The organism is Dietzia sp. (assembly GCF_036741115.1).
Classification (GTDB): domain Bacteria; phylum Actinomycetota; class Actinomycetes; order Mycobacteriales; family Mycobacteriaceae; genus Dietzia.
In genome coordinates this window covers 11,782-33,663 of the sequence record NZ_DAINST010000024.1, presented here as the reverse complement: position 1 = coordinate 33,663, position 21,882 = coordinate 11,782, and the positions used below count along the sequence as shown (strand labels likewise).

Annotated in this window: 18 protein-coding genes, 1 pseudogene and 1 riboswitch; of the genes and pseudogenes, 17 read left to right on the top strand and 2 right to left on the bottom strand. The window is 70.1% G+C overall.

Annotated elements, in window-relative coordinates; all coding sequences use genetic code 11:
* The 8 genes and pseudogenes from V7E05_RS05725 to V7E05_RS05690 all read left to right on the top strand — a co-directional run.
* Nucleotides 1-246: pseudogene (locus V7E05_RS05725) on the top strand (RNA-binding S4 domain-containing protein); the annotation flags it as partial.
* Between the two features lie 97 nt (nt 247-343).
* Entirely contained in the window at nt 344-1,600 is a 1,257-nt protein-coding gene (locus V7E05_RS05720; protein WP_333618709.1) for a sensor histidine kinase, read from the top strand.
* Complete coding sequence (locus tag V7E05_RS05715) at nt 1,597-2,403, top strand: response regulator transcription factor (protein ID WP_333618708.1); 807 nt, start codon at nt 1,597-1,599, stop codon at nt 2,401-2,403. The genes V7E05_RS05720 and V7E05_RS05715 overlap by 4 nt, the downstream gene beginning before the upstream one ends.
* A gap of 25 nt (nt 2,404-2,428) precedes the next feature.
* Nucleotides 2,429-2,526: riboswitch (TPP riboswitch) on the top strand.
* The gene (locus tag V7E05_RS05710) at nt 2,515-3,330 is read left to right on the top strand and encodes an ABC transporter ATP-binding protein (RefSeq protein ID WP_333618707.1); all 816 of its coding nucleotides are present in this window, start codon (nt 2,515-2,517) and stop codon (nt 3,328-3,330) included. (Overlaps the previous riboswitch by 12 nt.)
* Entirely contained in the window at nt 3,327-4,109 is a 783-nt protein-coding gene (locus tag V7E05_RS05705; protein ID WP_333618706.1) for an ABC transporter permease, read from the top strand. Before V7E05_RS05710 ends, V7E05_RS05705 begins: the two co-directional genes overlap by 4 nt.
* 70 nt (nt 4,110-4,179) lie before the next feature.
* Nucleotides 4,180-5,226: an ABC transporter substrate-binding protein gene (locus V7E05_RS05700; RefSeq protein ID WP_333618705.1), complete on the top strand. Its 1,047-nt coding sequence runs from the start codon at nt 4,180-4,182 to the stop codon at nt 5,224-5,226.
* 199 nt (nt 5,227-5,425) lie between these two features.
* Nucleotides 5,426-6,373, top strand: a complete 948-nt coding sequence (locus V7E05_RS05695) for an ABC transporter ATP-binding protein (protein WP_333618704.1) — start codon at nt 5,426-5,428, stop codon at nt 6,371-6,373.
* Nucleotides 6,373-7,092: an ABC transporter permease gene (locus V7E05_RS05690; RefSeq protein ID WP_333618703.1), complete on the top strand. Its 720-nt coding sequence runs from the start codon at nt 6,373-6,375 to the stop codon at nt 7,090-7,092. The genes V7E05_RS05695 and V7E05_RS05690 overlap by 1 nt, the downstream gene beginning before the upstream one ends.
* A gap of 59 nt (nt 7,093-7,151) precedes the next feature.
* On the opposite strand, the gene V7E05_RS05685 is transcribed toward V7E05_RS05690, so the two are convergent.
* Nucleotides 7,152-9,659, bottom strand: a complete 2,508-nt coding sequence (locus V7E05_RS05685) for an alpha-amylase family glycosyl hydrolase (RefSeq protein WP_333618702.1) — start codon at nt 9,657-9,659, stop codon at nt 7,152-7,154.
* A gap of 205 nt (nt 9,660-9,864) precedes the next feature.
* Entirely contained in the window at nt 9,865-12,471 is a 2,607-nt protein-coding gene (locus tag V7E05_RS05680) for an acyltransferase family protein (RefSeq protein ID WP_333618701.1), read from the bottom strand.
* A gap of 342 nt (nt 12,472-12,813) precedes the next feature.
* On the opposite strand from V7E05_RS05680, the gene V7E05_RS05675 reads away from it, so the two are divergent.
* The 9 genes from V7E05_RS05675 to hisD all read left to right on the top strand — a co-directional run bounded on the left by V7E05_RS05675 (nt 12,814) and on the right by hisD (nt 21,869).
* The gene (locus V7E05_RS05675; protein WP_333618713.1) at nt 12,814-14,121 is read left to right on the top strand and encodes an adenosylmethionine--8-amino-7-oxononanoate transaminase; all 1,308 of its coding nucleotides are present in this window, start codon (nt 12,814-12,816) and stop codon (nt 14,119-14,121) included.
* A gap of 284 nt (nt 14,122-14,405) precedes the next feature.
* On the top strand, nt 14,406-15,515 hold the full coding sequence (locus V7E05_RS05670; RefSeq protein WP_333618712.1) for an 8-amino-7-oxononanoate synthase: 1,110 nt from the start codon (nt 14,406-14,408) through the stop codon (nt 15,513-15,515).
* Nucleotides 15,512-16,264 carry a dethiobiotin synthase gene (gene bioD / locus V7E05_RS05665; protein WP_333618700.1) on the top strand — a complete coding sequence of 251 codons (753 nt, stop codon included), beginning with the start codon at nt 15,512-15,514 and terminating at the stop codon, nt 16,262-16,264. Before V7E05_RS05670 ends, bioD begins: the two co-directional genes overlap by 4 nt.
* A 78-nt stretch (nt 16,265-16,342) precedes the next feature.
* Nucleotides 16,343-17,377: a biotin synthase BioB gene (gene bioB / locus V7E05_RS05660; protein ID WP_333618711.1), complete on the top strand. Its 1,035-nt coding sequence runs from the start codon at nt 16,343-16,345 to the stop codon at nt 17,375-17,377.
* Nucleotides 17,378-17,391: 14 nt separating this feature from the next.
* A complete protein-coding gene (bsaP, locus tag V7E05_RS05655) occupies nt 17,392-17,718 on the top strand; it encodes a biotin synthase auxiliary protein BsaP (protein ID WP_333618699.1) in 327 nt (108 codons plus the stop codon).
* A gap of 164 nt (nt 17,719-17,882) precedes the next feature.
* Entirely contained in the window at nt 17,883-18,362 is a 480-nt protein-coding gene (locus V7E05_RS05650) for a hypothetical protein (protein WP_333618698.1), read from the top strand.
* Nucleotides 18,363-18,451: 89 nt separating this feature from the next.
* The gene (gene nadA, locus V7E05_RS05645; protein ID WP_333618697.1) at nt 18,452-19,501 is read left to right on the top strand and encodes a quinolinate synthase NadA; all 1,050 of its coding nucleotides are present in this window, start codon (nt 18,452-18,454) and stop codon (nt 19,499-19,501) included.
* A gap of 13 nt (nt 19,502-19,514) precedes the next feature.
* Nucleotides 19,515-20,477 (top strand): carboxylating nicotinate-nucleotide diphosphorylase, encoded by a 963-nt coding sequence (gene nadC / locus V7E05_RS05640; RefSeq protein WP_333618696.1) that lies wholly within the window; start codon nt 19,515-19,517, stop codon nt 20,475-20,477.
* A 36-nt stretch (nt 20,478-20,513) separates the two neighbouring features.
* Nucleotides 20,514-21,869, top strand: a complete 1,356-nt coding sequence (gene hisD, locus V7E05_RS05635) for a histidinol dehydrogenase (protein ID WP_333618695.1) — start codon at nt 20,514-20,516, stop codon at nt 21,867-21,869.
* The last annotated feature ends 13 nt before the right edge of the window (nt 21,870-21,882 follow it).

Below are 21,882 nucleotides of genomic sequence, written 5' to 3'. Positions count from 1 at the left end.
GTCGCGCCAGGCATGCGGGTGCAGGTCACCGGGCCCGGCGGGCGCGTCCGGATCGTCGAGATCGTCCGGGTCATCGCCAAGCGAGTCGGGGCACCCGAGGCCGTGAAGTGCTACGTCGATCATTCGCCTCCGCCGCCACCACGCGAGATCCTCGCCTCGATCCCGCGGCGCGACAGGGGAGCGGGGCGCCCCACCAAGAGGGAGCGCCGGGAGATCGACAGGCTCCGGGGACGAGATAGTCGCTAGCCGCCGTATCGGCCCGAGCGGATCCTTTTCGCACGCGATTCCCGCGTGGTACCAAAGGACGATCCGCCGGAGCACATGTGCGAATATCCTGGCGGCGATGCCCAACAGGAACGCGTTTGCCGCCGGGCCCGGGACCGTGCGCGACAGGAGACCCCTCAACCACTGGCCGCAGGCCCGAGTGGCGCCGCCGTGGCGCGATAGGGGGACATGGGTCCAGTTCGTCGTGCAATCGGTCTTCTTCTTCGGCATTGCGGCCATGTCGATCAATGTCGTGACGATGAGACCGCTCACGGCGACGGTCGCCGAGTATCTCGGCTACGCCATCGCCTTCGTCGCCCTCCTGATCCAGCGTTACGTGACAGAACGAGGGATCGCGCTGGTGGCGATCGGCCTCGCCCTCGTACTCGTCGCCATGTTCGTAGCGTCGCCGGACAGCGGGGGCCCGCCGCCGGGCCTCGCATATGGGATCGTCGCCTACGAGGCGTGGTACATCAGCGCGTATTCGAAGAGATACCCGCAGTGGCTTTCTCTGCTTGTGGTCTGTTCGATCGCCGCGGCCGTCTATTACATATTGACGTATCCCAACGAAGCCGATTTCAGGCAGAACGTGGTTCAGTCCACGACTGCCGTCGTCCTCACCCTCGTCACGATAGGCCTGGGCTGGCAGCTCGGCCTGGGCGTCCGCCGCCGCGTGGAGGAGGTCACCGAACTCGCTGCCAGGGCGGAGCTCGCGGCGCTGGCCGAGCGAACCCGCATCGCGCGAGAGATGCACGACATCGTCGCCCATTCCCTGACGGTGGTCATCGCGCAGTCCGACGGCGGCCGGTACGCGGCCCGCAAGGACCCGGACAAGGCCGTCGAGGCACTCGAGACGATCGGCGCCACGGGCCGCGAGGCACTCATGCAGATGCGGGGGCTGCTGTCCGTGCTCCGGGAGGGCGAAGCGCGGAGCCTCGACTCGACCCCGGGACTCTCCGGACTGCCGGCCCTCGTCGCCGGAGCCGAACGCGATGGCCTCCGCGTCGACTTCGATCAGGTCGGGGAGGCGCGTCCGGTCCGCGAGGCCACCGGTCTCGCGGTGTATCGGATCGTGCAGGAATCGCTCACCAACGTGCTCAAACACGCGGGGCGCACCGACGCGCTCGTGAGGCTCGTGTGGAAGGGAGACACCCTCGGCGTCTCGGTGGACAATGCTCCGGGGCGCGGTCTCGTCGAGTCGGACGCGTCGAACGAGCCGGGGCGGGGCCTGGCGGGCATCGCCGAGCGCTCAAAGGTCCTCGGCGGTTCGGCGAGCTGGGGAGAATCGACGAGATTCCCCGGAGGGTTCGCAGTCGAAGTGGAGGTACCGGCATGAGCGGAGACACGTCGAGGATCACCGTGGGCCTGGCAGACGACCAGTCCCTGGTCCGCGCGGGCTTCGCGATGGTCCTCGACTCGCAGGACGATATCGCGGTCCTGTGGCAGGCGGCGAACGGGCGAGAGGCAGTGGAATCGGCGCGGCGGGAGCCTGTCGACGTCGTGCTCATGGACATCCAGATGCCCGAGCTCAACGGGATCGACGCGACGCGCGAGATCGTGGCGTCGGGCACAGAGACGAAAGTCGTCGTGCTCACCACGTTCGACGACGACGAGTACGTTCTCGGCGCGATCGCCGCGGGGGCTAGCGGCTTCCTCCTCAAGGACACCGATCCCGAGGACCTCCTGTCCGCGGTGCGCACCGTGGGCGAGTCGGCCGCGGTGATCTCCCCGCGCGCCACCGCGAGCTTGCTCCGGCGAGTCCGCGAGTCGCTCGCCTATTCGGGCGCCCGCGAGGAAGCGGGTGCCGACGCCGGGCCGAAGGCCGAAATCGAGGGCGACGCCCGTGACCACGACCATGCCCACGGCCACTCCGAATCGAGCGAGCCGAATGACACCCGCTCGCGGCCCCGACTCCCGGAGCTCCCGGAACCGCTCACCGAGCGGGAGATCGAGATCCTCGAACTCATCGCCGTCGGGCGCTCCAACACCGAAATCGCCGCCGACCTCTACCTCTCGCTGTCGACCGTCAAGACCCACGTGGGCCGGGTCCTCGCCAAGACCGGCTCGCGTGATCGCGTACACGCCGTGCTGTGGGCATTCCGCCACGGGCTCGTCGGATCCGGGGACCTCCTGGGCTGAACATCCGACTCGGGTACGCTAGCAGGGAAAAGACACGGGGTGCCCCTCGAACGAGGAGCTGAGATCACACCCGTCGAACCTGCTCTTGCCAGTACGAGCGAAGGGATGTCTATGGATTCGTCGACGCCGCCTGCCGTCGAGCTCCGGTCCGCGAGCTTTGCCTTTCCCGGCGCCGCCGAGGTCCTCTCGGAAGTCGATCTCCGTGCCGTGCCGGGCGAGCACATCGCCGTCATCGGCCGCTCCGGCTGCGGTAAATCCACGCTCCTCTCGCTCATCGCGGGCCTCGCCGAGCCCACGGCGGGGAAGGCGCTCGCCGGCGGCGGAAGCGGCGTCGACGAGAGGCTCGCGGCGTGTGCTCTCGTGCCGCAGGGCGACAGCCTCTTGCCCTGGCTCTCACTGGAGGACAACGTCGCCCTGCCGCTGCGCAATGCCGGCACCGGCCGAAGGCACGCGCGCCTGCGGGCACGTGAGGTCCTCGCGGAGTGGGGGCTCTCAGAGCAGGCGCGCTCGCGGCCGGCGGCGCTCAGCGGCGGCATGCGCCAACGCGGCGCCGTGGCGAGGGCGCTGCTCGCCGAGAAACCCATCCTCCTCGCCGACGAGCCGCTCGGGGCCCTCGATGCGCTCACCCGCGCCGATCTCCAGGGCTGGATCGCCCGCTCTCTCGAGGCCTCGAAGCGAACTCTCGTCCTGGTCACCCACGACGTAGAGGAGGCTCTACTCCTGTCGAGTCGGGTCGTCGTCCTCGCCCCGCGGGGCGAAGAGGGCGCGGCGGGCCCGGCCACCGTCGTCGCCGAGCAGGCGGGCTGGTTCGCCGATTTTCGCGGCGGCACGGGGCGCACCGAGCTCACTGCCGATCCCGCGTTCGCGCGGGCACGGGCGGCGCTCACCCGCCGACTCTCCGGCTGCGCCGAGGGGGCGGCGGCGTGAGCGCCCGTCTCCGCCGGGCGTTCTCTTCCGCGTGGCCCCCCGGCGTCACGGTCCTCGTGCTCCTCGCACTGTGGTGGTTCGTGACGGCGAACGCCAGGGTCCCCGAATACGTCCTGCCCGCGCCGCCCGCCGTGATCGAATCGCTGGTGTCGACGTGGCCGTCCCGGCTGGGTCCGGCCTTCGCCGTCACAGCCGGGGAGACGCTCCTCGGCCTCGCGGCAGGCCTGGCGCTCGCCCTCGTCGTGGTCGTCGCGGCCGGCCTCGTGCCCGTCGTGGAGCGCGCGCTGTCGCCGCTGCTCATCGCCTCCCAGGCGATTCCCGTGATCGTCATCGGACCGTTGCTCACCATCGCCCTCGGATACGGCATCGCGTCGAAGGTCATCGTCGTCGCGCTGCTGTGCTTCTTCCCCGTGGCGCTCAACCTGCTATCCGGAATCCGCTCTGTTTCGCTCGCGACGATCGGCACGATGCGCACGCTCAATGCCGACTCGCGCGCCGCGCTGTTCTGGCGCGTCCGGCTGCCACACGCGATCCCGCGCGGCTTCGCGGGCCTGCGCATCTCGGTGACATTCGCTCCGGTCGCCGCAGTGTTCGCCGAGTACTCGGGTGCGACGGACGGCATCGGCTTCCTCATGCTCCAGGCCGTCCCGCGGATGCAGACGCCGTTCGTGTTCGCGCAGGTCCTCGTGCTCACGGCGATGGCCGCCGCGCTGTTCGGCGCCACGGTGCTCGCCGAGCGGATCGCCTGCCCATGGGCACGAGAGGCGGGCGCGGCATGACCGGAAACGACACGAGGCCTCGTGCAGCAGATCTCCGCATCATTCGAACACCGACCACGAGGAGCATCCCGTGACCGACAACAGCATCACCTCCCGCAAGCGCCGTACACCCCGAGCAGCGCTCGCCGCCATCGCAGCGGTGCTCGTTCCCGCGCTCGCGATCTCGGCGTGCGACAGCTCCGACGGGGGATCCGACGGCTCGGGCGCGGGGGACGCGCAGTCGGTCTCCCTGTTGCTCGACTGGGCGCCGAACCCGGACCACGCCTCGCTCTACACGGCGAAGGCATCGGGCGCGTACGAGGAGCAGGGGCTCGACGTGGACTTCGCCACCCCGGCCAACACCGCGGACGCTGCGCGGGAGGTGTCGCTCGGGCGATCGGACCTCGCGATCAGCTACGAGCCCGATGTGATCATCGACCGCGCGCAGGGACTCGACGTCGTCTCCGTTGCCGCGCTCATCCCCACGGCGATCACCTCGCTCATCGCGAAGAAGGACTCGGGGATCAGCTCGGCGAAGGACCTCGCGGGTAAGACCGTCGGCACCTCGGGCCTCGCCTCACAGGATCCCACCCTCGACTTCATCGCCCGAAAGGCCGGGATCGACCCGTCCTCCGTGGAGAAGCCGAATATCCAGCAGAACCTCGAACAGGCGCTGCTCACGGATCAGGTCGACGCGATCTTCGGTGCCTACGCGAACATCGAGGGAGTGGAGCTCTCGCAGCGCGCCGCGATCACCACCCTCACCGCTACCGAAATGGGCGTCCCCGACTACGCGGAGCTCGTCGTCATAGCCAATCCCAAGCGTCTTGCCGACGATCCCGCCTACGCCGAGCGGGTGCGGAAGTTCCTCTCCGGCACCGCTGAGGGCCAGCGCACCGCTAAGACCGACGCGCAGCAGGCCGTCGACGCCCTCGCGCCGGAGACCGAGGGATCGTACGACGAAGAGACGCTCAAGACGATGGTCGACGCCACTCTCGCGCTGCTTCCCGACGGCGGATTCGTGCCCCAGAAGCCCGAGGACTGGGCCGAGTACGCGACGTGGATGCACGACAACGGACTGCTCGACGTCGATGTCGACGGCGCCCATGCGACGACGAACGACTACCTGCCGACATAGGCCGAGCGGCCGCGGGCGATTCCCGCCCACATCGATCCCTTCGTCCGTGCCGTGCCGTGCCGGAGCCCGAGCGCACGGGCTTCATAGAGGCGCCCGGCGCCCGGTAGTACCCAGGGCCCATCGGCGGCGCGGGAGCCGGGCGCGAACATGGTCCGCTGGTCCGATGTGCCGAACACGGCGCTCGACCAGCATGGATCACATGATCACAGTCGAACGCCTCAGCAAGAGATACGGATCCAACTCTGCGATCGAGGACCTCACGTTCACGGTCCCCGATGCCGCCGTCACAGGCTTCCTCGGCCCGAACGGCTCCGGGAAATCGACCACCATGCGATGCATCCTCGGCCTTGATTCGCCCACCTCCGGGCGCGCCGCCTTCGACGGCGAGGAGTTCGCCGGGCTGCCGCACAAGGCGTCGGTCGCCGGCGCTCTGCTCGACGCCTCGTGGTTCACCCCCGAGCGCAGCGGAAGGGGCCACCTCCGCGTGCTCGCGGCGGGGGCGGGGCTGCCCGCGTCCCGAGTCGACGCGTGCCTCGAGCTCGTCGGCCTTTCCGAGGCGGCGGGGAAGAAGGTCGCCGGCTACTCGTTGGGGATGAAGCAGCGGCTCGGCATCGCCGCGGCCATGCTCGGCGAGCCCAAGCACCTCATTCTCGACGAGCCGGTCAACGGCCTCGACCCCGAGGGCGTGAGCTGGATGCGCCGCACCATCAGGCGGCTTGCGTCGGACGGCTGCGCCGTTCTCGTCTCCTCGCACCTGCTCAGCGAAATGCAGCTCACCGCCGACCGCCTTGTGGTGATAGGCCGGGGCACGATGATCGGGGAGTACGGGCTCGACGAGTTCCTCGCGGGCAGCTCGCGCGTGATCGTCGAGTCCTCCGACAACGACCATCTTCTTCGCATCCTCCGCGGGATCGGGCTCGAAGGCGAGCCGGCGGACACTTCCCGGCTCGCCATCGCCATCCCCACCGACATCTCCGAGCGCGAGATCCGCGAAATGATCGCGCAGACCGCTCTCCGCGAATCGCTCTCGCTCACCCACATCGCGACGGAATCGCAGAACCTCGAGGACCGCTACCTCGCCGCCACCGCGGATAGCCAGGAATACCGCAGCGCTGCGCCGGTCCACACAGAACAGGGAGTCCACTGATGCTCGACGCACTTCGATCCGAGATCCTCAAGCTATCGACCCTCCGGAGCACCGCCTTGTACGCCGTGCTCCTGCTCGGCAGCCTCTTCGGCCCCATCGTCCTCATCGGCCTCGCCTCCGGAGACTCCTTCTCCGGCGAGCCGCAGCGGTGGAGCGATCTCTATGCCGGGTTCTTCATCTTCCTCGCTATCTCCGTCGCATTGTGTGCTTCGCGCACCACCTCCGACATCAAGAATCGGATGACGGCGCAGGCCTTTCTCACTCAGGAGGGGCGCTGGCAGTCGCTGGTGGCGAAAGTATTGGTGTTCACGGTGTTCGTGTCCGTCTGTTTCCTCGCGGGAACCGTGCTCATCTGGCTCTCTGTGGCGGCCTTCGGCGGCAGCATCGACACCGGCGATGTCGCCGCGCCGATCCTTGCGCGCCTCGCCCTCGTGGTCACCATCGCCATCGCGAGCGTCGGATTCGGCGCGCTCGTGCGCAGCACCATCACGGCCGTCGCCTTGCCGCTTGTGTGGCTACTCGTCGGCGAGCAGCTCATCACGATGGCGGCGGGGAAAATTTCGCTGTTCCGCCCGCTCGAGGACGTGCTGCTATCGACGAGCATGCAGCACCTCGACCAGGGCGACGCGGTGGCCGGCTCGATCGCCGTCCTCGTCGGATGGATCGCGGTGTTCGGCGTCGCGGGGCTCGCGAGCAATCAGCTCCGCGACGTGCGCTGACGCCGCCTCGCGGCGCCGGTTCGCCGACGCGCGGATGCAGCACGGCGAACGCGGGACGGCTAGGTGCGCACGAGGATGATCACCGGGAACTCGGCGAGCAGCGAAGTGCCGAGCGACCCGGTGATCGTCGCCGCATCGTCGTCCGTGTCCGCGCCTCCGCGCACGACCTCGCGGCCGCCGAGCTCGATCCGCCACTCGCCATCGGGAAGCGCGATCCGAGTATCCGGCGCCCATGCCTCGACCCCGCGGTGGCGCAGCCGGGCGACGAGCACGACTTGCGGCGAAGCCGAACCGCCGGCGCCTCGGCGTAGCCCGCGGGAGAAGGCGAGCACCTTTCCCTCGCCCGCTCCCGACACGGGGAGGGGGAGATAGTCGCCGTCGGTGAAGACCTCGGGAAAGCGGCGCCGCAGACCGAGGCACGCGCGCACGAGCTCGGTCTTGGGGTGTCCGGGGATTCCGCCGTCAAACGAGACGGGCCCGAGGTTGTCGGGGGCTGCCAAGGAGTCTTCCCATAGCTCGCTGCCCTGGTAGAGCTCGGGGACGCCGGGCGCGAGGAGGCCGATCGCCTTGGCCGAGAGCGAGGCGCCGCGGCCCGCGGGAGCGACGAGCCCGACGAAGGCGTCGAGTCGCCGCGGCTTGGCCAACAAACCGTCGATCCACTCGGCGACGGCCGCCTCGAACGCTGCATCCGGCGCCGCCTGGCTCGTGTGTACCCCGGCGGAACGGCAGGCCCGCCGCGCGTGCGCGTGCAGGCGGTCGCGGAGCTCTGAGCGGGCGGACTCGTCGAGAGAATCGAGCCCGGCCGCGGGCCATACGCCCACGATGTCCTGGAGGAGCACGTACCCCGCATCGCGCGCCGGGGGAGAATGCCTGGCGCGCAGGTTCTCCGCGAACGCTGCCCATTCCTCGGCGAATTCCGTGAGCGCGAGGAGTCGTGCGCGCACGTCCTCGCCGCGGTGGGTGGCGTGCGAGCCCAGTGTGGTCACCGAATACGGGCTCATGACGGCGCGCGCCGCCATTGCCGTGTGGAAAGCCGGCACGCCGAGTGCCCAGCCCTCGGGGTCCACGCCGAGCTCGCCGAGCGCCGCGAGCCGACCGATCCGGTAGAGGCGGCAGCCGGCGTCCGCCATCGCCGTGGCGGCCGCCGTGAGTTGTGCCAGGCGGGCCGTGGCCTCTGCGGAGCGCGCGATGGTGACGGCGAGATCCGCGAACGCCCCGGCGAGCTCCGGTGCTCGGGCCTCTGCTTCGGCGAAGGCGAAGGGAAGTACCTGGCGGAGGACTGGGTAGTCGGTGCGGTACACGGGCGTCGCTGCGACGAGCTCGGCGATGGCGGCGACGAGGTTCGCGGAGCTGTGTCCATCGGGATCGACGGGGTCGTCTGCCGCTGCGCCGCCGATGGACTCGACCTCGGCGATGCACATGCGTGCGAGCGCCCCGGCCTCCGGGGCGAGTGCACCGAGGACCTGGGTCCGTTTGAGCTCGGCCGCCTCGGCGATTTCGCCGACGTGGCGCCGCGCGAGCTCGGCGAAGGTGCCCTCGGCGCCGGGATCGAGGAAGAGGTTGGCGATGAGAGCGAGGGCGTCGTATCCGGAGGTGCCCTGGACGGGCAGGGACGGATCGAGGACCTCTACGGGACCGAGGACCTTGTCGAGCACGATCCAGCGGTCCGCACCGGCGAGCTCGCGCAGCCTCTGCGCGTAGTCGGAGGGCGAGGCGAGGGTGTCGGCGTCCGCGATGACGAAACCGTCGACGAGGTCCTCGCGCACGAGCTTGGCCACGCCCCTGTGCGTGCGCTCGAAGACCTTCTCGTCGTCCTGCCTGAGATAGGCGCGGGCGGGGTCGGCATGTACGCGGCGGTAGCCTAGTCGGGGCGCGTTCTGGCTGGTTTGATCCGCCGGGTGTGTCGCGAGTCCGGGCGCTCCGGGCACCGTGAGCCGGTAGAACTGCCGCTCGTGGATCTCCTCGGGTGTGCCCTCGCTCGTGCCCTCGGCGATGGGGAAGACAGCGTCCCCGGCGCGGAGCACCTGCTCGCCGTCGATCCCGTCGATTTCGAGTTCGAAGTCGCGACGGGGCCCGGGGTTACCACTCGCGGCGGTCGGGAGGGGAATGTCGATCCGGCCGCCCTCGGCGGTGGCATCGGCAAGGGGAAAGAAATCGAAGAACGGGAAATACTCGGAGTCGGCGCCGCGGGCGAGAACGTCCCACCATTTCGCGTTCGCCCGCGCATCGGCGACGTCGAGGTGCCCGGGAACGATTTCGACAACGAGCCCGAGCCCGGCGATTTTCGCCGCCACACGGAGTGATCGCAAGCCCTCCGGTCCGCCCAGTCCCTCGGAGATGGTGTCCGTATCCGCGACCGCCGTGCCATCCGACACCCCGGGCCGAGCTGTGAAGACGGGGGAGAGGAAGAGAGCGCCGACACCGAGCTCTGCGAGCGCGGGCAGCGCCTCCTCGATATCGGCGAAGGTGAACCCACGATGCTGGGACTGATGCTCTCCTCGGCTTTCGCCGTGATCGCTGTCCGGGGTGCGGAGTTGAATGCGGTAGGTGCTCGCTGGTACGCGCATGCGGGGCGGGCCTTCCGGGTGGACTCTGGGGCAGCTGCGTTGGTCGACGGACTCCACCGACGCCGTGCGCCGCGGATTTCGTACGCGCCGCAGACCCCGAAGATGCTGCACAGCCGCGGGGAGAGGGCGCCCTTACTGTGCCCAGCGTAGTGGGCCGCGCCCGATTCCGCCCTGGACCGGCGGCCCGCCGGCTAACCGCCGTCGATCACCACCAGCCGGTGGCGGCGCTCATCTGGTTCTCGAACTCGTTGCGCAGCGAACGCACGAACGTCGCGGAGAGGTGATGGGAGTCGTGGTAGACGATGACGTTGCCGATGGCGGCGGGGCAGTACACCGCGTCGCACACGGCATTGGAGAAGTCGAGCAGGTGCACCGAGGGCATGCCCGCGGATGCGACGATCGCGGGGTTCTCCGGGGATAGCGAGGCGTCACGCGGCATGCCGCAGGAGATCGGATCGGTGTCGGACTCGCCTAGGCACTCGCCGGCGCGCACCGGCCCCTCGCCGTGGTCGATCCACGGCGTATCGCGGATCGCGAGCGTCTGCAGGCCGTGATCGGCGAAGAACTTCCACAGGTCGACGTACTGTTGCGGAGTGTGGTCCGGCGCGGTCTGGCCGCCCGGGCGCGTCGCGGTCGTCGCCACGAAATCCGGGTTGAGCCCGACGATCGTTTCGAGCGCGGCGCGCGTCCACTCGACGCAACCGGCGTACATCGACTCCTCGTCGGAAATCGTCCCGTCGAGAGAGAGCGGGCAGCCCATCTTGAGCACGGTGACGACGCGGAAGCCGCGCTCCTTGCCGATCTCGTCGAACGCCGTCAGCCAGTGTTCGGAGTGCGATCCGCCGACGAGAGCCACGGTCTTGTCGGCTTCGGGGTCGCCGTAGACGCAGGTGGTGACGTCGACGGTGTCGAAGTCCGAGATGCAGCCGTCCCACGTCGAAGTGGGGAGATCGCTGCCCACCTGGATTGGCGAGGGGAAGAGGTCGCCGCCCTCCGGCGTGACACCCTCGAGGAACTCGCGGGCACCCGGGTGATCCGGATCGGTGAGCGGGTCGACGAGCGGTACGTCCTCGCGGCTCGATGCGGTGGCCACCCAGTACGTCTGGGTACCGGCCACGAAAAGCGCACATACGATGACGACGCACAGCGAGCCCACCAGGAGGAAGCGGTCCGCGAGGCTCTTTCGCCCCTTGCCGTCGTTCTTCGCGGAGGCGCTTCCCTTTTCGGTGTTGCCCTTGTCGGCGTCGTTCTCGCCGCCGCCCACTGCGGTTGCGCGCTTCTCGGCGCGTTTTTCTTCCCGCTTTTCTGCGCGGAGCTGCCGCTTGGACTTCTCGGTCGTCGGCTTCTCGCCGGAGTCGTCGCCGTCCTCCGGGAAGTGGACGGCCCTTTCTTTGATGAGCGGGCTAGTCGCGGCAACGGCCGCAGTGGCGCCGGTGGCAGCCACGCCAGTGGCAGAGGCGGCCGCGGCGACGGACGTCCCGCTCTTTCCGTCTTTCCCGGCCTTCGTAGTCGCCTCGGACGAGTCGGCGTCCTCGGCCGCAGAGTCCTTGTCGGCGGCGTTGTCGACCGCCTTGTCGGAATCGGCATCGGCCTTGGCGATCTCGTCGCCGGCCCCGTCGACCCCGGCGGTGGCCGTGTCTGCGGCCGGATCGTAGGCGCCGGACTTGCCGCCGCGCTGGACCCGACTCTTCATCCGCAGCGGGCGCTCGATGTAGCGCTCGGAGACCCACGCGAGGCACAGCGAGATGAGGATGATGGCCAGGCCCGATACGATCCCGGCGTGCTTCTCCCGTGAGATGCCGAGGTACATGATGAGCAGCGGCCAGTGCCACACGTAGAGCGAGTAGCCCAGGTCACCGAGGCGACGCATCGGCTTGGTCGCGAGGAGCCACGGGATCGGCTCGGTGTACCACTTCGCGGTCTTGTCCTCGGGCACGCGGCCCGCGACGACGATGAGCAGTGCGCCGCCCACCGGGTACCACGCGGCCCACGAGGGGAAGTGCTGGGCGCCGTCGAAGATCAGGCCGCAGGAGACGATCATCGCCAGCCCGGCGATGGTGGCGATCTGGCGCAGGAACCACGGCACGACGATGCTCGTCGCGACGATGGCGAGGAGGCCGCCGAGGAACAGCTCCCACAGGCGGGCGCCGGTGTCGTAGTAGTTCCACGGCTGGTTGGTCTCGTAGCCGGTCGAGGCGCGCCACATCGACCAGGCGATCACTGCGGCGAAGAGCACGGCGTAGAGCCACTTGGACGGCGTCTTCTTGGCGAGCCGCAGGATGGCGGCGATGCCGAGGACCAGGGCGAGGGCGATGAGATAGAACTGGCCCTGGACCGACATAGACCACAGGTGTTGCAGCGGCGAGATCGAGGCGTCCGCGGCCGCGTAGTCCTGGCTGGTCATCGCCAGTTCCCAGTTCTGGTAATAGAGCAGCGAGGCCTGGGCCTGGGAGAAGACATCGGTCCACGTGGCCTGCGGCCGCAGCAGCATCGTGAGGGCGACGGTCGCGGCCACGGCCACGATCAGCGCGGGCCACAGGCGGCGGAGGAGCCGCAGGATGTTCTGCACGGGGGACAGGTTGGAGCCCGGCCGTGTCGCGTTGCGTACCAGCGAGCCGAGGAAGAAGAACCCCGAGAGCGCGAGGAACACGTCCACGCCGCCGGACACCCTGCCCATCCACACGTGGAAGAAGACCACGAAAGCGATGGCGATGCCCCGCAGGCCGTCCAGGTCCGGACGGTAGTTGACCTTGGTCGCCTCCGCCTTGGCGGGGGTGGGGGAGACATCGCTTTTCGAGGTCTTAGAGGACACGAGAAACTATTACCTCCGGAGGTCCTGCGGACGCGGCCGATTGCGGACGCGGCGGAAGTGATCCGCGCCGTACCTCGGAATCCATGCCCAGCCACGGGCTGGGTCCCATCCCTCGCGGGGGCGGGATCCCGGCAAGGTACGGTGCCAATCATGAGCGGACACAACATACCCGCCGGAGGCGTCCCGGCGGAAACCGCAGTCGGTGGCGCGTCGCATTCCGCACCCGCCGCGGTCGGCGCAGAATCGCCGGGGCGCACCGCATTCGGGGTGGGGCAGTCGGTGCGGAACGCCGGCCGGGGCAGTGCCGGCGAAGCCTGCGAAACCGCCGGGACGTTCCCGCCCATGTCCGCGGCAGAACTCTCCGCCTTCGACTCCGAGCACGTCTGGCATCCCTACGGCGCATTCCCACCGAGCACTGAGCCGCTGCTCGTCGAGTCCGCGAGCGGCGTGCGGCTACGGCTGGCCGACGGGAGGGAGCTCATCGACGGGATGAGCTCGTGGTGGGCGGCCATCCACGGCTACCGCCACCCTCGCCTCGATGCCGCGCTCGCCGAACAGTCGGCGCGCATGAGCCACGTGATGTTCGGCGGCCTCACCCACGCGCCCGCGATCGAGCTCTCCCGCCGCCTGGTCTCGCTCACACCGGCAGGGCTCGAGAAGGTGTTCCTCGCGGACTCCGGATCGGTGGCGGTCGAGGTCGCGCTCAAGATGGCGGTGCAGTGGCAGCGATCCCGCGGCCTTGCCGGACGGAGCCAGATCCTTACGTGGCGCGGCGGCTACCACGGCGACACCCTCAACCCGATGAGCGTCTGCGACCCCGACGGCGGGATGCACGCGATGTGGACCGCCCTCCTCCCACAGCAGCACTTCGTCCCCGCACCGCCGGTGGAGTTCGACGAGACCTACGCACAGGTCCTCCGAGAGGAGGTCCGGGCCCATGCGGACGAGCTCGCAGCCGTCATCGTTGAGCCGCTCGTCCAGGGCGCGGGAGGGATGCGCTTCCACGATGCCGCGTACCTGCGGGTGCTCCGCGAGGAGTGCGACCGCGCGGGAATCGCGCTGATTTTCGACGAGATCGCCTCGGCGTTCGGCCGCATCGGTGGCTTGACCGCCGCGGAGATCGCCGGGGTCGAACCGGACATCATGTGCCTCGGCAAGGCGATCACGGGCGGGTATATGACCCTCGCCGCGACGCTCACCACCGATCGCATCGCCTCCGAGATCTCCGCGGGAGAGGCGGGCGGTCTCGCCCACGGCCCGACCTTCATGGGCAACCCGCTCGCGTGCGCCGTCGGCTGTGCCTCGCTCGACATCCTCGCCGAGGGCGCGTGGCGCACCCAGGTCCCGCGGATCGAAGCGGAGCTCCGCGAGGGCCTCGCGCTCGCCGCCGAGCTGCCCGGGGTGCGCGACGTCCGCGTCCGCGGCGCCGTCGGGGTCGTCGAGCTCGACCGTCCGGTGCCGATGCAGGAGGCCACGGACGCTCTCGTCGCGCGCGGCGTCTGGTTGCGTCCGTTCCGGAACCTCATCTATACGATGCCGCCCTTCGTCTCGTCGAGCGAGGACATCGCGGCCATCTGTGCGGCAGCGGTCGACGCGGCGCGGGTCTCCACGCGAGACACGCCCGAGGCCCCCACCACGTCCTCCCGCTGAGCCTCCGATCGGGATTCCGCCCGGGGCTTCTCCGTGCCTCCGCCAGGCCCGCCGACACGGCCTGGCAGCGGGCTCGGGAGCGCCGCGCTCCTAGGATGGACAGTCAGGAATGTCCATGGACAGGAAATCCGGGAAGGGATGTGAGCGACATCGGAAGCGACGAGCGGCCGGGCGAGGGCGGAGACCCGAACCCAGAGAGCGCCGCGAACACCGAAGCCTCCGGCCACCGCGCCGCGGCCCTCGACTGGCTCGACGACTACGCCCGGCGCCGGGAACTCTCTGGCCTGCGCCGTCATCTGGTCCCGCGACGACCCGACGCCGACCCGACGGACATCGACCTGGCCTCGAACGATTACCTCGGACTCGGCCGGCACCCCGACGTCAAGGCCGGGGCGATCGACGCGGTGGAGACCTGGGGCGGTGGGTCCACAGGCTCGCGGCTCGTCACCGGTACGACGACCGCACACGCCGAACTCGAGGACGAACTCGCCGACTTCCTCGGCCACGAGGCCGCGCTCGTCTTCTCCTCGGGATACGCCGCAAACATCGGTGCCGTGTGCTCGCTCGCGTCGCGCGGCACACTCGTGGTTTCCGACGGTGGGAGCCACGCCTCGCTCGTCGATGCCTGCCGTCTCTCGCGCGCCCGGGTCGTGGTCACCGAACGTGGAGACGTCGAGCAGGTCCGCGCGGCCCTCGCCGAACGCACCGAGGAGCACGCGCTGTGCGTCACGGACTCGGTCTATTCGATCGACGGCAAGGTCGCCCCGATCGCGGAGCTCTACGCTGCGGCGCGGGAGAACGGCGCGGTGCTCATCGCGGACGAGGCGCACGCCCTCGGGGTGCGCGGCGCGGGCGGTAGCGGCCACGTCGCCGAGCTCGGCCTCGCCGGCCTCGAGGACCTCGTGGTCACCGCGAGCCTGTCCAAGTCGCTCGGTGCGCAGGGCGGCGTCGTGCTCGGCTCGCGCCGCGTGGTCGACCACCTCGTCGATACGGCGCGGACCTTCATCTTCGACACTGGTCTCGCCCCGGCGGCCGTCGGCGCCGCGCGCACGGCTCTCGACCTGCTGCGACGCGATCCCGATCTGCCCGAGCGCGTCCGCTTTCGTGCCGCGCAGATCGCGGAGGCGGCCGGGGCGGAGGCGCCGGACTCCGCCGTCATCTCCATCGTGCTCGGCGACCCGGAAACGGCCGTCGCCGCGCGCGACGCCCTGGCCGAGCGCGGCATCGGGGTGGGCTGCTTCCGCCCGCCGTCCGTCCCCGTCGGCACCTCGAGGCTGCGGCTTTCCGCTCGTGCCGACCTCACCGATGCGGACCTCGAGCGAACCGTCGGGGAGCTGAGCCAGGTACTCGCCGAGGTCCAGCCCGAGCGCTTCGGGGACGGGGCGGGCGAATGACGGCGGACCACGCGGCCCCGTCACCGCGGCTCCTCGTCGTCACCGGCACGGGAACCGACATCGGCAAGACGATCGTCACGGCGGCCGTCGCCGCGGTGCTCCGGGAACGGGGCCTGCGGGTAGGCCTGTGCAAGCCGGTGCAGACCGGGCTCGAGCCGGGAGAGGACGGGGACGTCGCCGAGGCGGCCGCGCTCGCCGGGGTCACCGACCCCGCCGACAGCGCCGAGTTCCACCGCTATCCAGAGCCGCTCGCGCCGGAGACCGCCGCGGCGCGCGCCTACATGGAGCCGCCGGAATCCGGCGCCCTGTGTTCGCGGATCGAGGGGTTTGCCGACGGCTTCGACATCGCGCTCGTCGAGGGCGCGGGCGGCGTGCTCGTGCGCCTCGGCCCCGAGCTCACGATCGTCGACCTCGCCGCGCGGCTGCGCGAGCGCGGCGCGGAAGTGGAGGCCCTCGTCGTCACCCGCGCGGCGCTGGGCACGCTCTCGGACACCGAACTCGCAGTCGACCGCCTCCGCGGCGCGGGTGTCCCCGTCGCAGGCACGGTGATCGGGGACTGGCCGCGCGAGCCCGGCCTGGCCGAGGAATGCAACGTCGCGGACCTGCCGCGGCTAACCGGAGTGCCTCTCCTCGGGCGTGTCCCCTCCGGCGCGGGGCGACTCGATGCTGGGGATTTTCGCCAGTCGGCGGGGAATTGGCTCGAAATACCGAGGTCCGGGGTCTTCTCGGGTTCATCCCGGCTAATATGAGACGAACGTCATGAACCGGCGCGGCGCCAGGCGCAGCGCGACAGCACGATGCAGGGAAGCAGGTAGCAGCGAGTGACCATCGCCTCGGACCAGATCGAGACCACACGCAGCAGCGGGGAGCGCGACATCCTCGATATCGCGAGGGAGCAGGTGCTCGAGCAGGGCATCGCGCTCGACGCCGCGCAGACCCTCGAGGTGCTCCGGCTCCCGGATTCGCGGCTCGAGGAACTCCTCCAGCTCGCCCACGACGTCCGTCTTGCGTGGTGTGGCCCCGAGGTCGAGGTCGAGGGGATCATCTCCCTCAAGACCGGCGGCTGCCCCGAGGACTGCCACTTCTGCTCGCAGTCCGGGCTCTTCGCCTCGCCCGTGCGCTCCGCGTGGATCGATATCCCCTCGCTCGTCGAATCGGCGAAGCAGACGGCGAAGTCCGGAGCCACCGAGTTCTGTATCGTCGCGGCCGTACGCGGCCCGGACAAGCGGCTGCTCTCGCAGGTCGCCGCCGGCATCGAGGCCATCCGCGCCGAGGTCGACATCCAGATCGCCTGCTCGCTGGGCATGCTCTCGCAGGAGCAGGTCGACGAGCTCGCCGGCATGGGCGTGCATCGCTACAACCACAACCTCGAGACCGCGCGTTCGCACTTCCCCAACGTGGTCACCACGCACACGTGGGAGGAGCGCTTCGAGACTCTGCGCATGGTGCGTGAGGCGGGTATGGAGGTGTGCTGTGGCGGCATCCTCGGCATGGGCGAGAGCCTCGAGCAGCGCGCCGAGTTCGCGGCCGATCTCGCCGCACTCGAGCCCGATGAGGTCCCGCTCAACTTCCTCAACCCGCGCCCGGGGACGCCGTTCGGCGACCTCGACGTGCTCGAGCCCACCGAGGCGCTCAAGTCCGTGGGCGCCTTCCGCCTCGCGCTCCCGCGCACGATCCTGCGCTACGCCGGTGGTCGGGAGATCACGCTCGGCGATCTCGGCGCGAAGAAGGGGATGATGGGCGGGATCAACGCCGTCATCGTCGGCAATTACCTCACCACGCTGGGGCGCCCGGCCGAGACGGATCTCGACATGCTCGAGGACCTCTCCATGCCGATCAAGGCCCTCAACGACACCCTCTAGATCGGGACGGACTCGTGGCGAGCAAGCACCCGGGCCCCGCAATGGGCCGACACACGATGACGGCGGGAGCCGCGGAACTCCAGTCCGCGCTCCTCGCCGCCGATGGTGCGGCCTTCGACCCGTTCACGGGCACCCCCGCGGGCGAGGAGCGCAAGCGGTTCCGCGCCGCGGAGCTGGGCCTCGAGGCGCCCCGCTACTGCCCGGTGTGCGGCCGCCGGCTCGTGACCCAGGTCCTCCACACCGGCTGGACCGCGAAGTGCTCGCGCCACGGCACAGCCGAGAGCGAGTTTCTCGACGCCCTTCGCGAGAGCGCCCGCGATCCGCTGGGGACCGAGGGATGAGCGGAGCCGGGACGGGGCCTAGCCCTCAAGCCGGGCAGTGGTCCGCACCGCGATCCGCACCGCAGTCCGGCTCGGCTCCCGGACCGGCTCGGGGGCGCCCCCGCGGTTCGGGTTCCGCGTCAGTCACGGCGCTCGGCGTCGCCCTGCCCTTCGTGGTGGTGGTCATGTCGTGGGTGATCGCCGGTCCGGGGCTCCGGGTCGTTTCCCTCGGCGACGGCTCGGGGGTCCCGACCTTCGGCTCCGAGGAGGTCAAGGTCTCCGCGACTCTCGTGCTCTCCGGGCTCCTTTTCGGTGCAGGGGCCGCAGCCGGTGTCGTCCTCTGGCGTCGGCACCCGCGACTCCGCCCCGTCCCCGCGGCTTTCGGCGCGTGGTTCCTCGTCGGGATCGCCGCCGCGTTCGCCGCCTACCTCGCCCCGGTGCTCGCCTCCGCGCTCCAGTCCACACTGCATGCCCACGGGACAATCGGGGAATCGCAAGCGGAACAGGTGATCGACCTCGCCCCGCGCCTCACCCGACAGGTGATGTCGGGCGGGGCGGGCGCGCAGCTCCTCGAGCTCGTCGCATCGGCGGCGTGGGCAGTCGGGGGCGCCGTGGGCACGTGGGCGGTGGCCTCCTCGCTGTCCTTTGACGACGACCTGCGATAATGGCACCAGGGCGCCGCTCGGCGCCCCGCCCACAGCGGCCACACCGGTACCCCGAAGAGGGCCCCGAGCACAGCAAGGAAGATTCAGCGATGACCAGCGCTTCTGCCATCGGTGCGCTCCATTCCGATCTCCGTGACCGAATCTCCAACTCCGAAACCGGCTGGACCGGGATCGAGGCCGACGAGCTGTGGGCCCGGGAGGTCCGCCGGCTCGCCGAGGAGCGGGACGCGACGATCCTCGCGCACAACTACCAGCTCGGCCCCATCCAGGACATCGCCCACCACGTCGGCGATTCGCTCGCCCTCTCGCGCATTGCCGCCGAGGCTCCCACCTCGACCATCGTCTTCTGCGGCGTCCACTTCATGGCCGAGACCGCGAAGATCCTCTCGCCCGAGAAGACCGTGCTCATCCCCGATGCCGCCGCAGGGTGCTCGCTCGCCGATTCGATCACGGCCGAGCAGCTCGCCGAGTGGCGCGACGAGCACCCCGGAGCGGTCGTGGTGAGCTACGTGAACACCACGGCGGCGGTGAAGGCGCTCACCGACGTGTGCTGCACGTCCTCCAACGCCGTGGACGTCGTCCGCTCGATCCCCGAGGACAAGGACGTCCTCTTCCTCCCGGACCAGTTCCTTGGCGCCCACGTGCGCCGCGAGACCGGCCGTGAGAACATGCACATCTGGGCCGGGGAGTGCCACGTGCACGCCGGGATCAACGGCAAGCAACTCACCGACAAGGCCGAGTCCCATCCGGGTGCCGAGCTGTACGTCCACCCCGAGTGCGGATGCGCCACGAGCGCGCTCTACCTCGCGGGAGAGGGGGCGGTCGAGTCCGACAAGGTGAAGATCCTCTCCACCGGCGGGATGGTCGACGCTGCCCGGACATCGGGATCGAATCAGGTCCTCGTCGCCACCGAGGTGGGCATGATCCACCAGCTGCGCAAGGCCGCCCCAGAGATCGAGTTCCTCGCCGTCAACGAGCGGGCATCGTGCCCGTACATGAAGATGATCACGCCTGCGGCCCTGCTCCGGAGCCTCACCGACGGCGCCGACGAGGTCGTTCTCGACCCAGAGACGGCCGCCGCCGCGCGCGGTTCCGTCGAGCGGATGATCGCTATCGGCAATCCCGGATCGGGGGAGTAGCCGGGTGGGCGAAATGACAGCGAAACGAGCAGAAACGCAGGCGCAGGCGCCGGAACCACAGACCCGCCGCTTCGTCGGTTCGGCAGACGCCGAGTTCACCCCCGGTCTCTCCGACACGGAGGGCGGGGTGCTGCGCGCTGCGCTGCGCGTCGCGCTCGACGAGGACCTCGCCTACGGCCCCGACGCCACCTCGATCGCCACGGTGCCCACCGACGCGCGGGCGACCGCCGATCTCGTCTCCCGCGCCGAGGGCGTGCTCGCCGGGGTCGAGGCCGTGCATGCGGTGCTCGACGAGATCGACCCCGGTAGCTCGGCCGTCGAGGTCCACGTTCGCGACGGAGAGCGGATCGCTCCAGGTGAGGCGGTCGCTACCCTCCACGGCTCGACGCGCTCGATCCTCTCCGCGGAGCGCACCTTCCTCAACCTCGTCTGCCACCTTTCCGGAATCGCCTCGGAGACTGCCCGCTGGGTCGAGGCGGTGAGCGGCACGGGCGCGCGGATCCGCGATTCCCGCAAGACCCTGCCCGGGCTTCGCCGGCTGCAGAAATACGCCGTGCGCGCGGGCGGGGGAGCGAATCACCGGCTCGGGCTCGGCGACGCGATCCTCATCAAGGACAACCACGTCGCGGCGGCCGGCGGGATCGAGAATGCCTTGCTCGCGGTGCGCGAGGAGTTCCCGGAGCTCCCCTGCGAGGTGGAGGTCGACGATCTCGACCAGCTCTCGGCGATGCTCGATGCCGGAGTCGATCTCGTGCTCCTCGACAATTTCCCGGTGTGGCAGACGCAGATCGCCGTGCAACGCCGCGACTCGCTCTCGCCGAACACGCTACTCGAGTCCTCCGGCGGCCTCTCGCTCGACACCGCCCGCGACTACGCCTCTACGGGCGTCGAGTACCTCGCGGTCGGTGCGCTTACACATTCGGTGCGCGCGCTCGACCTCGGCCTCGACTTCGCCGGCCCTTCGGGGAGGACCTAGACTCGAGCGGTCACCACGTACAGCGAAAGGAACGCCGTGCTCACCTATCTCGATCTGCGTGGAACCGAACTCGGAACCGCCGAGCTGCGCCGTACCCTGCCGCGCGGCGAGGTCGACGTAGCAGCAGCGATCGGCGCCGTCGCGCCGGTGGTCGAGGACGTCGCGGCCCGCGGAACGGCGGCCGCGCTCGACGCCGGTCAGCGTTTCGACGGGGTCAGGCCCTCGACCGTGCGCGTGCCCTCCGCCGTCATGCGCGAGGCGCTCGAGTCCCTCGATCCGGAGGTCGCCGAGGCCCTCCGTACCGCCATCGAACGGCTTCGTGCCGGGCACTCCGCCCAGCATCCCGCGGGCAAGGTCGCCGAGATCGCGCCGGGCGGCACGGTCAGCGAACGGTGGATCCCCATCGAGCGCGTCGGGCTCTACGTCCCGGGCGGCCGCGCGGTGTACCCGTCCTCGGTGCTCATGAACGTCGTGCCCGCGCAGGAGGCCGGTGTCGGCTCGCTCGTCGTGGCGAGCCCGCCGCAGGCCGAATTCGGCGGCTGGCCGCACCCGACGATCCTCGCCGCGTGCGTCCTGCTCGGCGTCGAGGAGGTGTGGGCCGTGGGCGGCGCGCAGGCCGTGGCGCTCATGGCGTACGGCTCGGACGCCTCCGACGGCGAAGGGGAAGGCGGCACGGGCGAGACGCTCGAGCCCGTCGACATGATCACCGGTCCCGGCAACGTATTTGTCACCGCCGCGAAGCGCCTCGTGCGTTCGGAGGTCGGCATCGATTCGGAGGCGGGTCCCACGGAGATCGCCGTGCTCGCGGACGATTCGGCCGATCCCGTGCACGTCGCTTACGACCTCATCAGCCAGGCCGAGCACGATCCCATGGCCGCCTCGGTGCTGGTCACGGACTCGGAGGAGTTCGCCGCGGCTGTCGATGCGGAGGTTGCCGCCCGGTACACGCACACGGTCAATGCGGAGCGGGTCGCCGAGGCGCTCGAGGGCCGGCAATCGGGGATCGTGCTCGTCGACGATCTCGAGGAGGGCCTGCGGGTCGTCGACGCCTACGCCGCCGAACACCTTGAGGTGCAGACCCGCGACGCCCGCGCAGTCGCTGCGCGCGTCCGCAATGCCGGGGCGATCTTCGTGGGCGCGTACTCCCCGGTGCCGCTCGGCGACTACGCCGCCGGCTCGAACCATGTCCTGCCCACGTCGGGCAGCGCGCGGCATTCCTCGGGGCTCTCGGTGTACACGTTCCTGCGCAACGTTTACACCATCGACTACGACGAGGCGGCGCTCAAGGAGATCGCCCCGACGATCGTCGCGCTCGCCGATGCGGAGCAGCTGCCCGCTCACGGCGAGGCGATCCGTTCCCGTTTCGAGGACCTGACGGCGGAGGAGCAGTAGATGGCACGACTCG

Bases quoted from the DNA above. Each gene is read 5' to 3' on its own strand.
- V7E05_RS05720 (WP_333618709.1), top strand. From the start codon at position 344: ATGCCCAACAGGAACGCGTTTGCCGCCGGGCCCGGGACCGTGCGCGAC.
- V7E05_RS05715 (WP_333618708.1), top strand. From the start codon at position 1,597: ATGAGCGGAGACACGTCGAGGATCACCGTGGGCCTGGCAGACGACCAG.
- V7E05_RS05710 (WP_333618707.1), top strand. From the start codon at position 2,515: ATGGATTCGTCGACGCCGCCTGCCGTCGAGCTCCGGTCCGCGAGCTTT.
- V7E05_RS05695 (WP_333618704.1), top strand. From the start codon at position 5,426: ATGATCACAGTCGAACGCCTCAGCAAGAGATACGGATCCAACTCTGCG.
- V7E05_RS05690 (WP_333618703.1), top strand. From the start codon at position 6,373: ATGCTCGACGCACTTCGATCCGAGATCCTCAAGCTATCGACCCTCCGG.
- V7E05_RS05685 (WP_333618702.1), bottom strand. From the start codon at position 9,659: ATGCGCGTACCAGCGAGCACCTACCGCATTCAACTCCGCACCCCGGAC.
- V7E05_RS05675 (WP_333618713.1), top strand. From the start codon at position 12,814: ATGTCCGCGGCAGAACTCTCCGCCTTCGACTCCGAGCACGTCTGGCAT.
- bioD (WP_333618700.1), top strand. From the start codon at position 15,512: ATGACGGCGGACCACGCGGCCCCGTCACCGCGGCTCCTCGTCGTCACC.
- V7E05_RS05650 (WP_333618698.1), top strand. From the start codon at position 17,883: ATGTCGTGGGTGATCGCCGGTCCGGGGCTCCGGGTCGTTTCCCTCGGC.
- nadA (WP_333618697.1), top strand. From the start codon at position 18,452: ATGACCAGCGCTTCTGCCATCGGTGCGCTCCATTCCGATCTCCGTGAC.
- nadC (WP_333618696.1), top strand. From the start codon at position 19,515: ATGACAGCGAAACGAGCAGAAACGCAGGCGCAGGCGCCGGAACCACAG.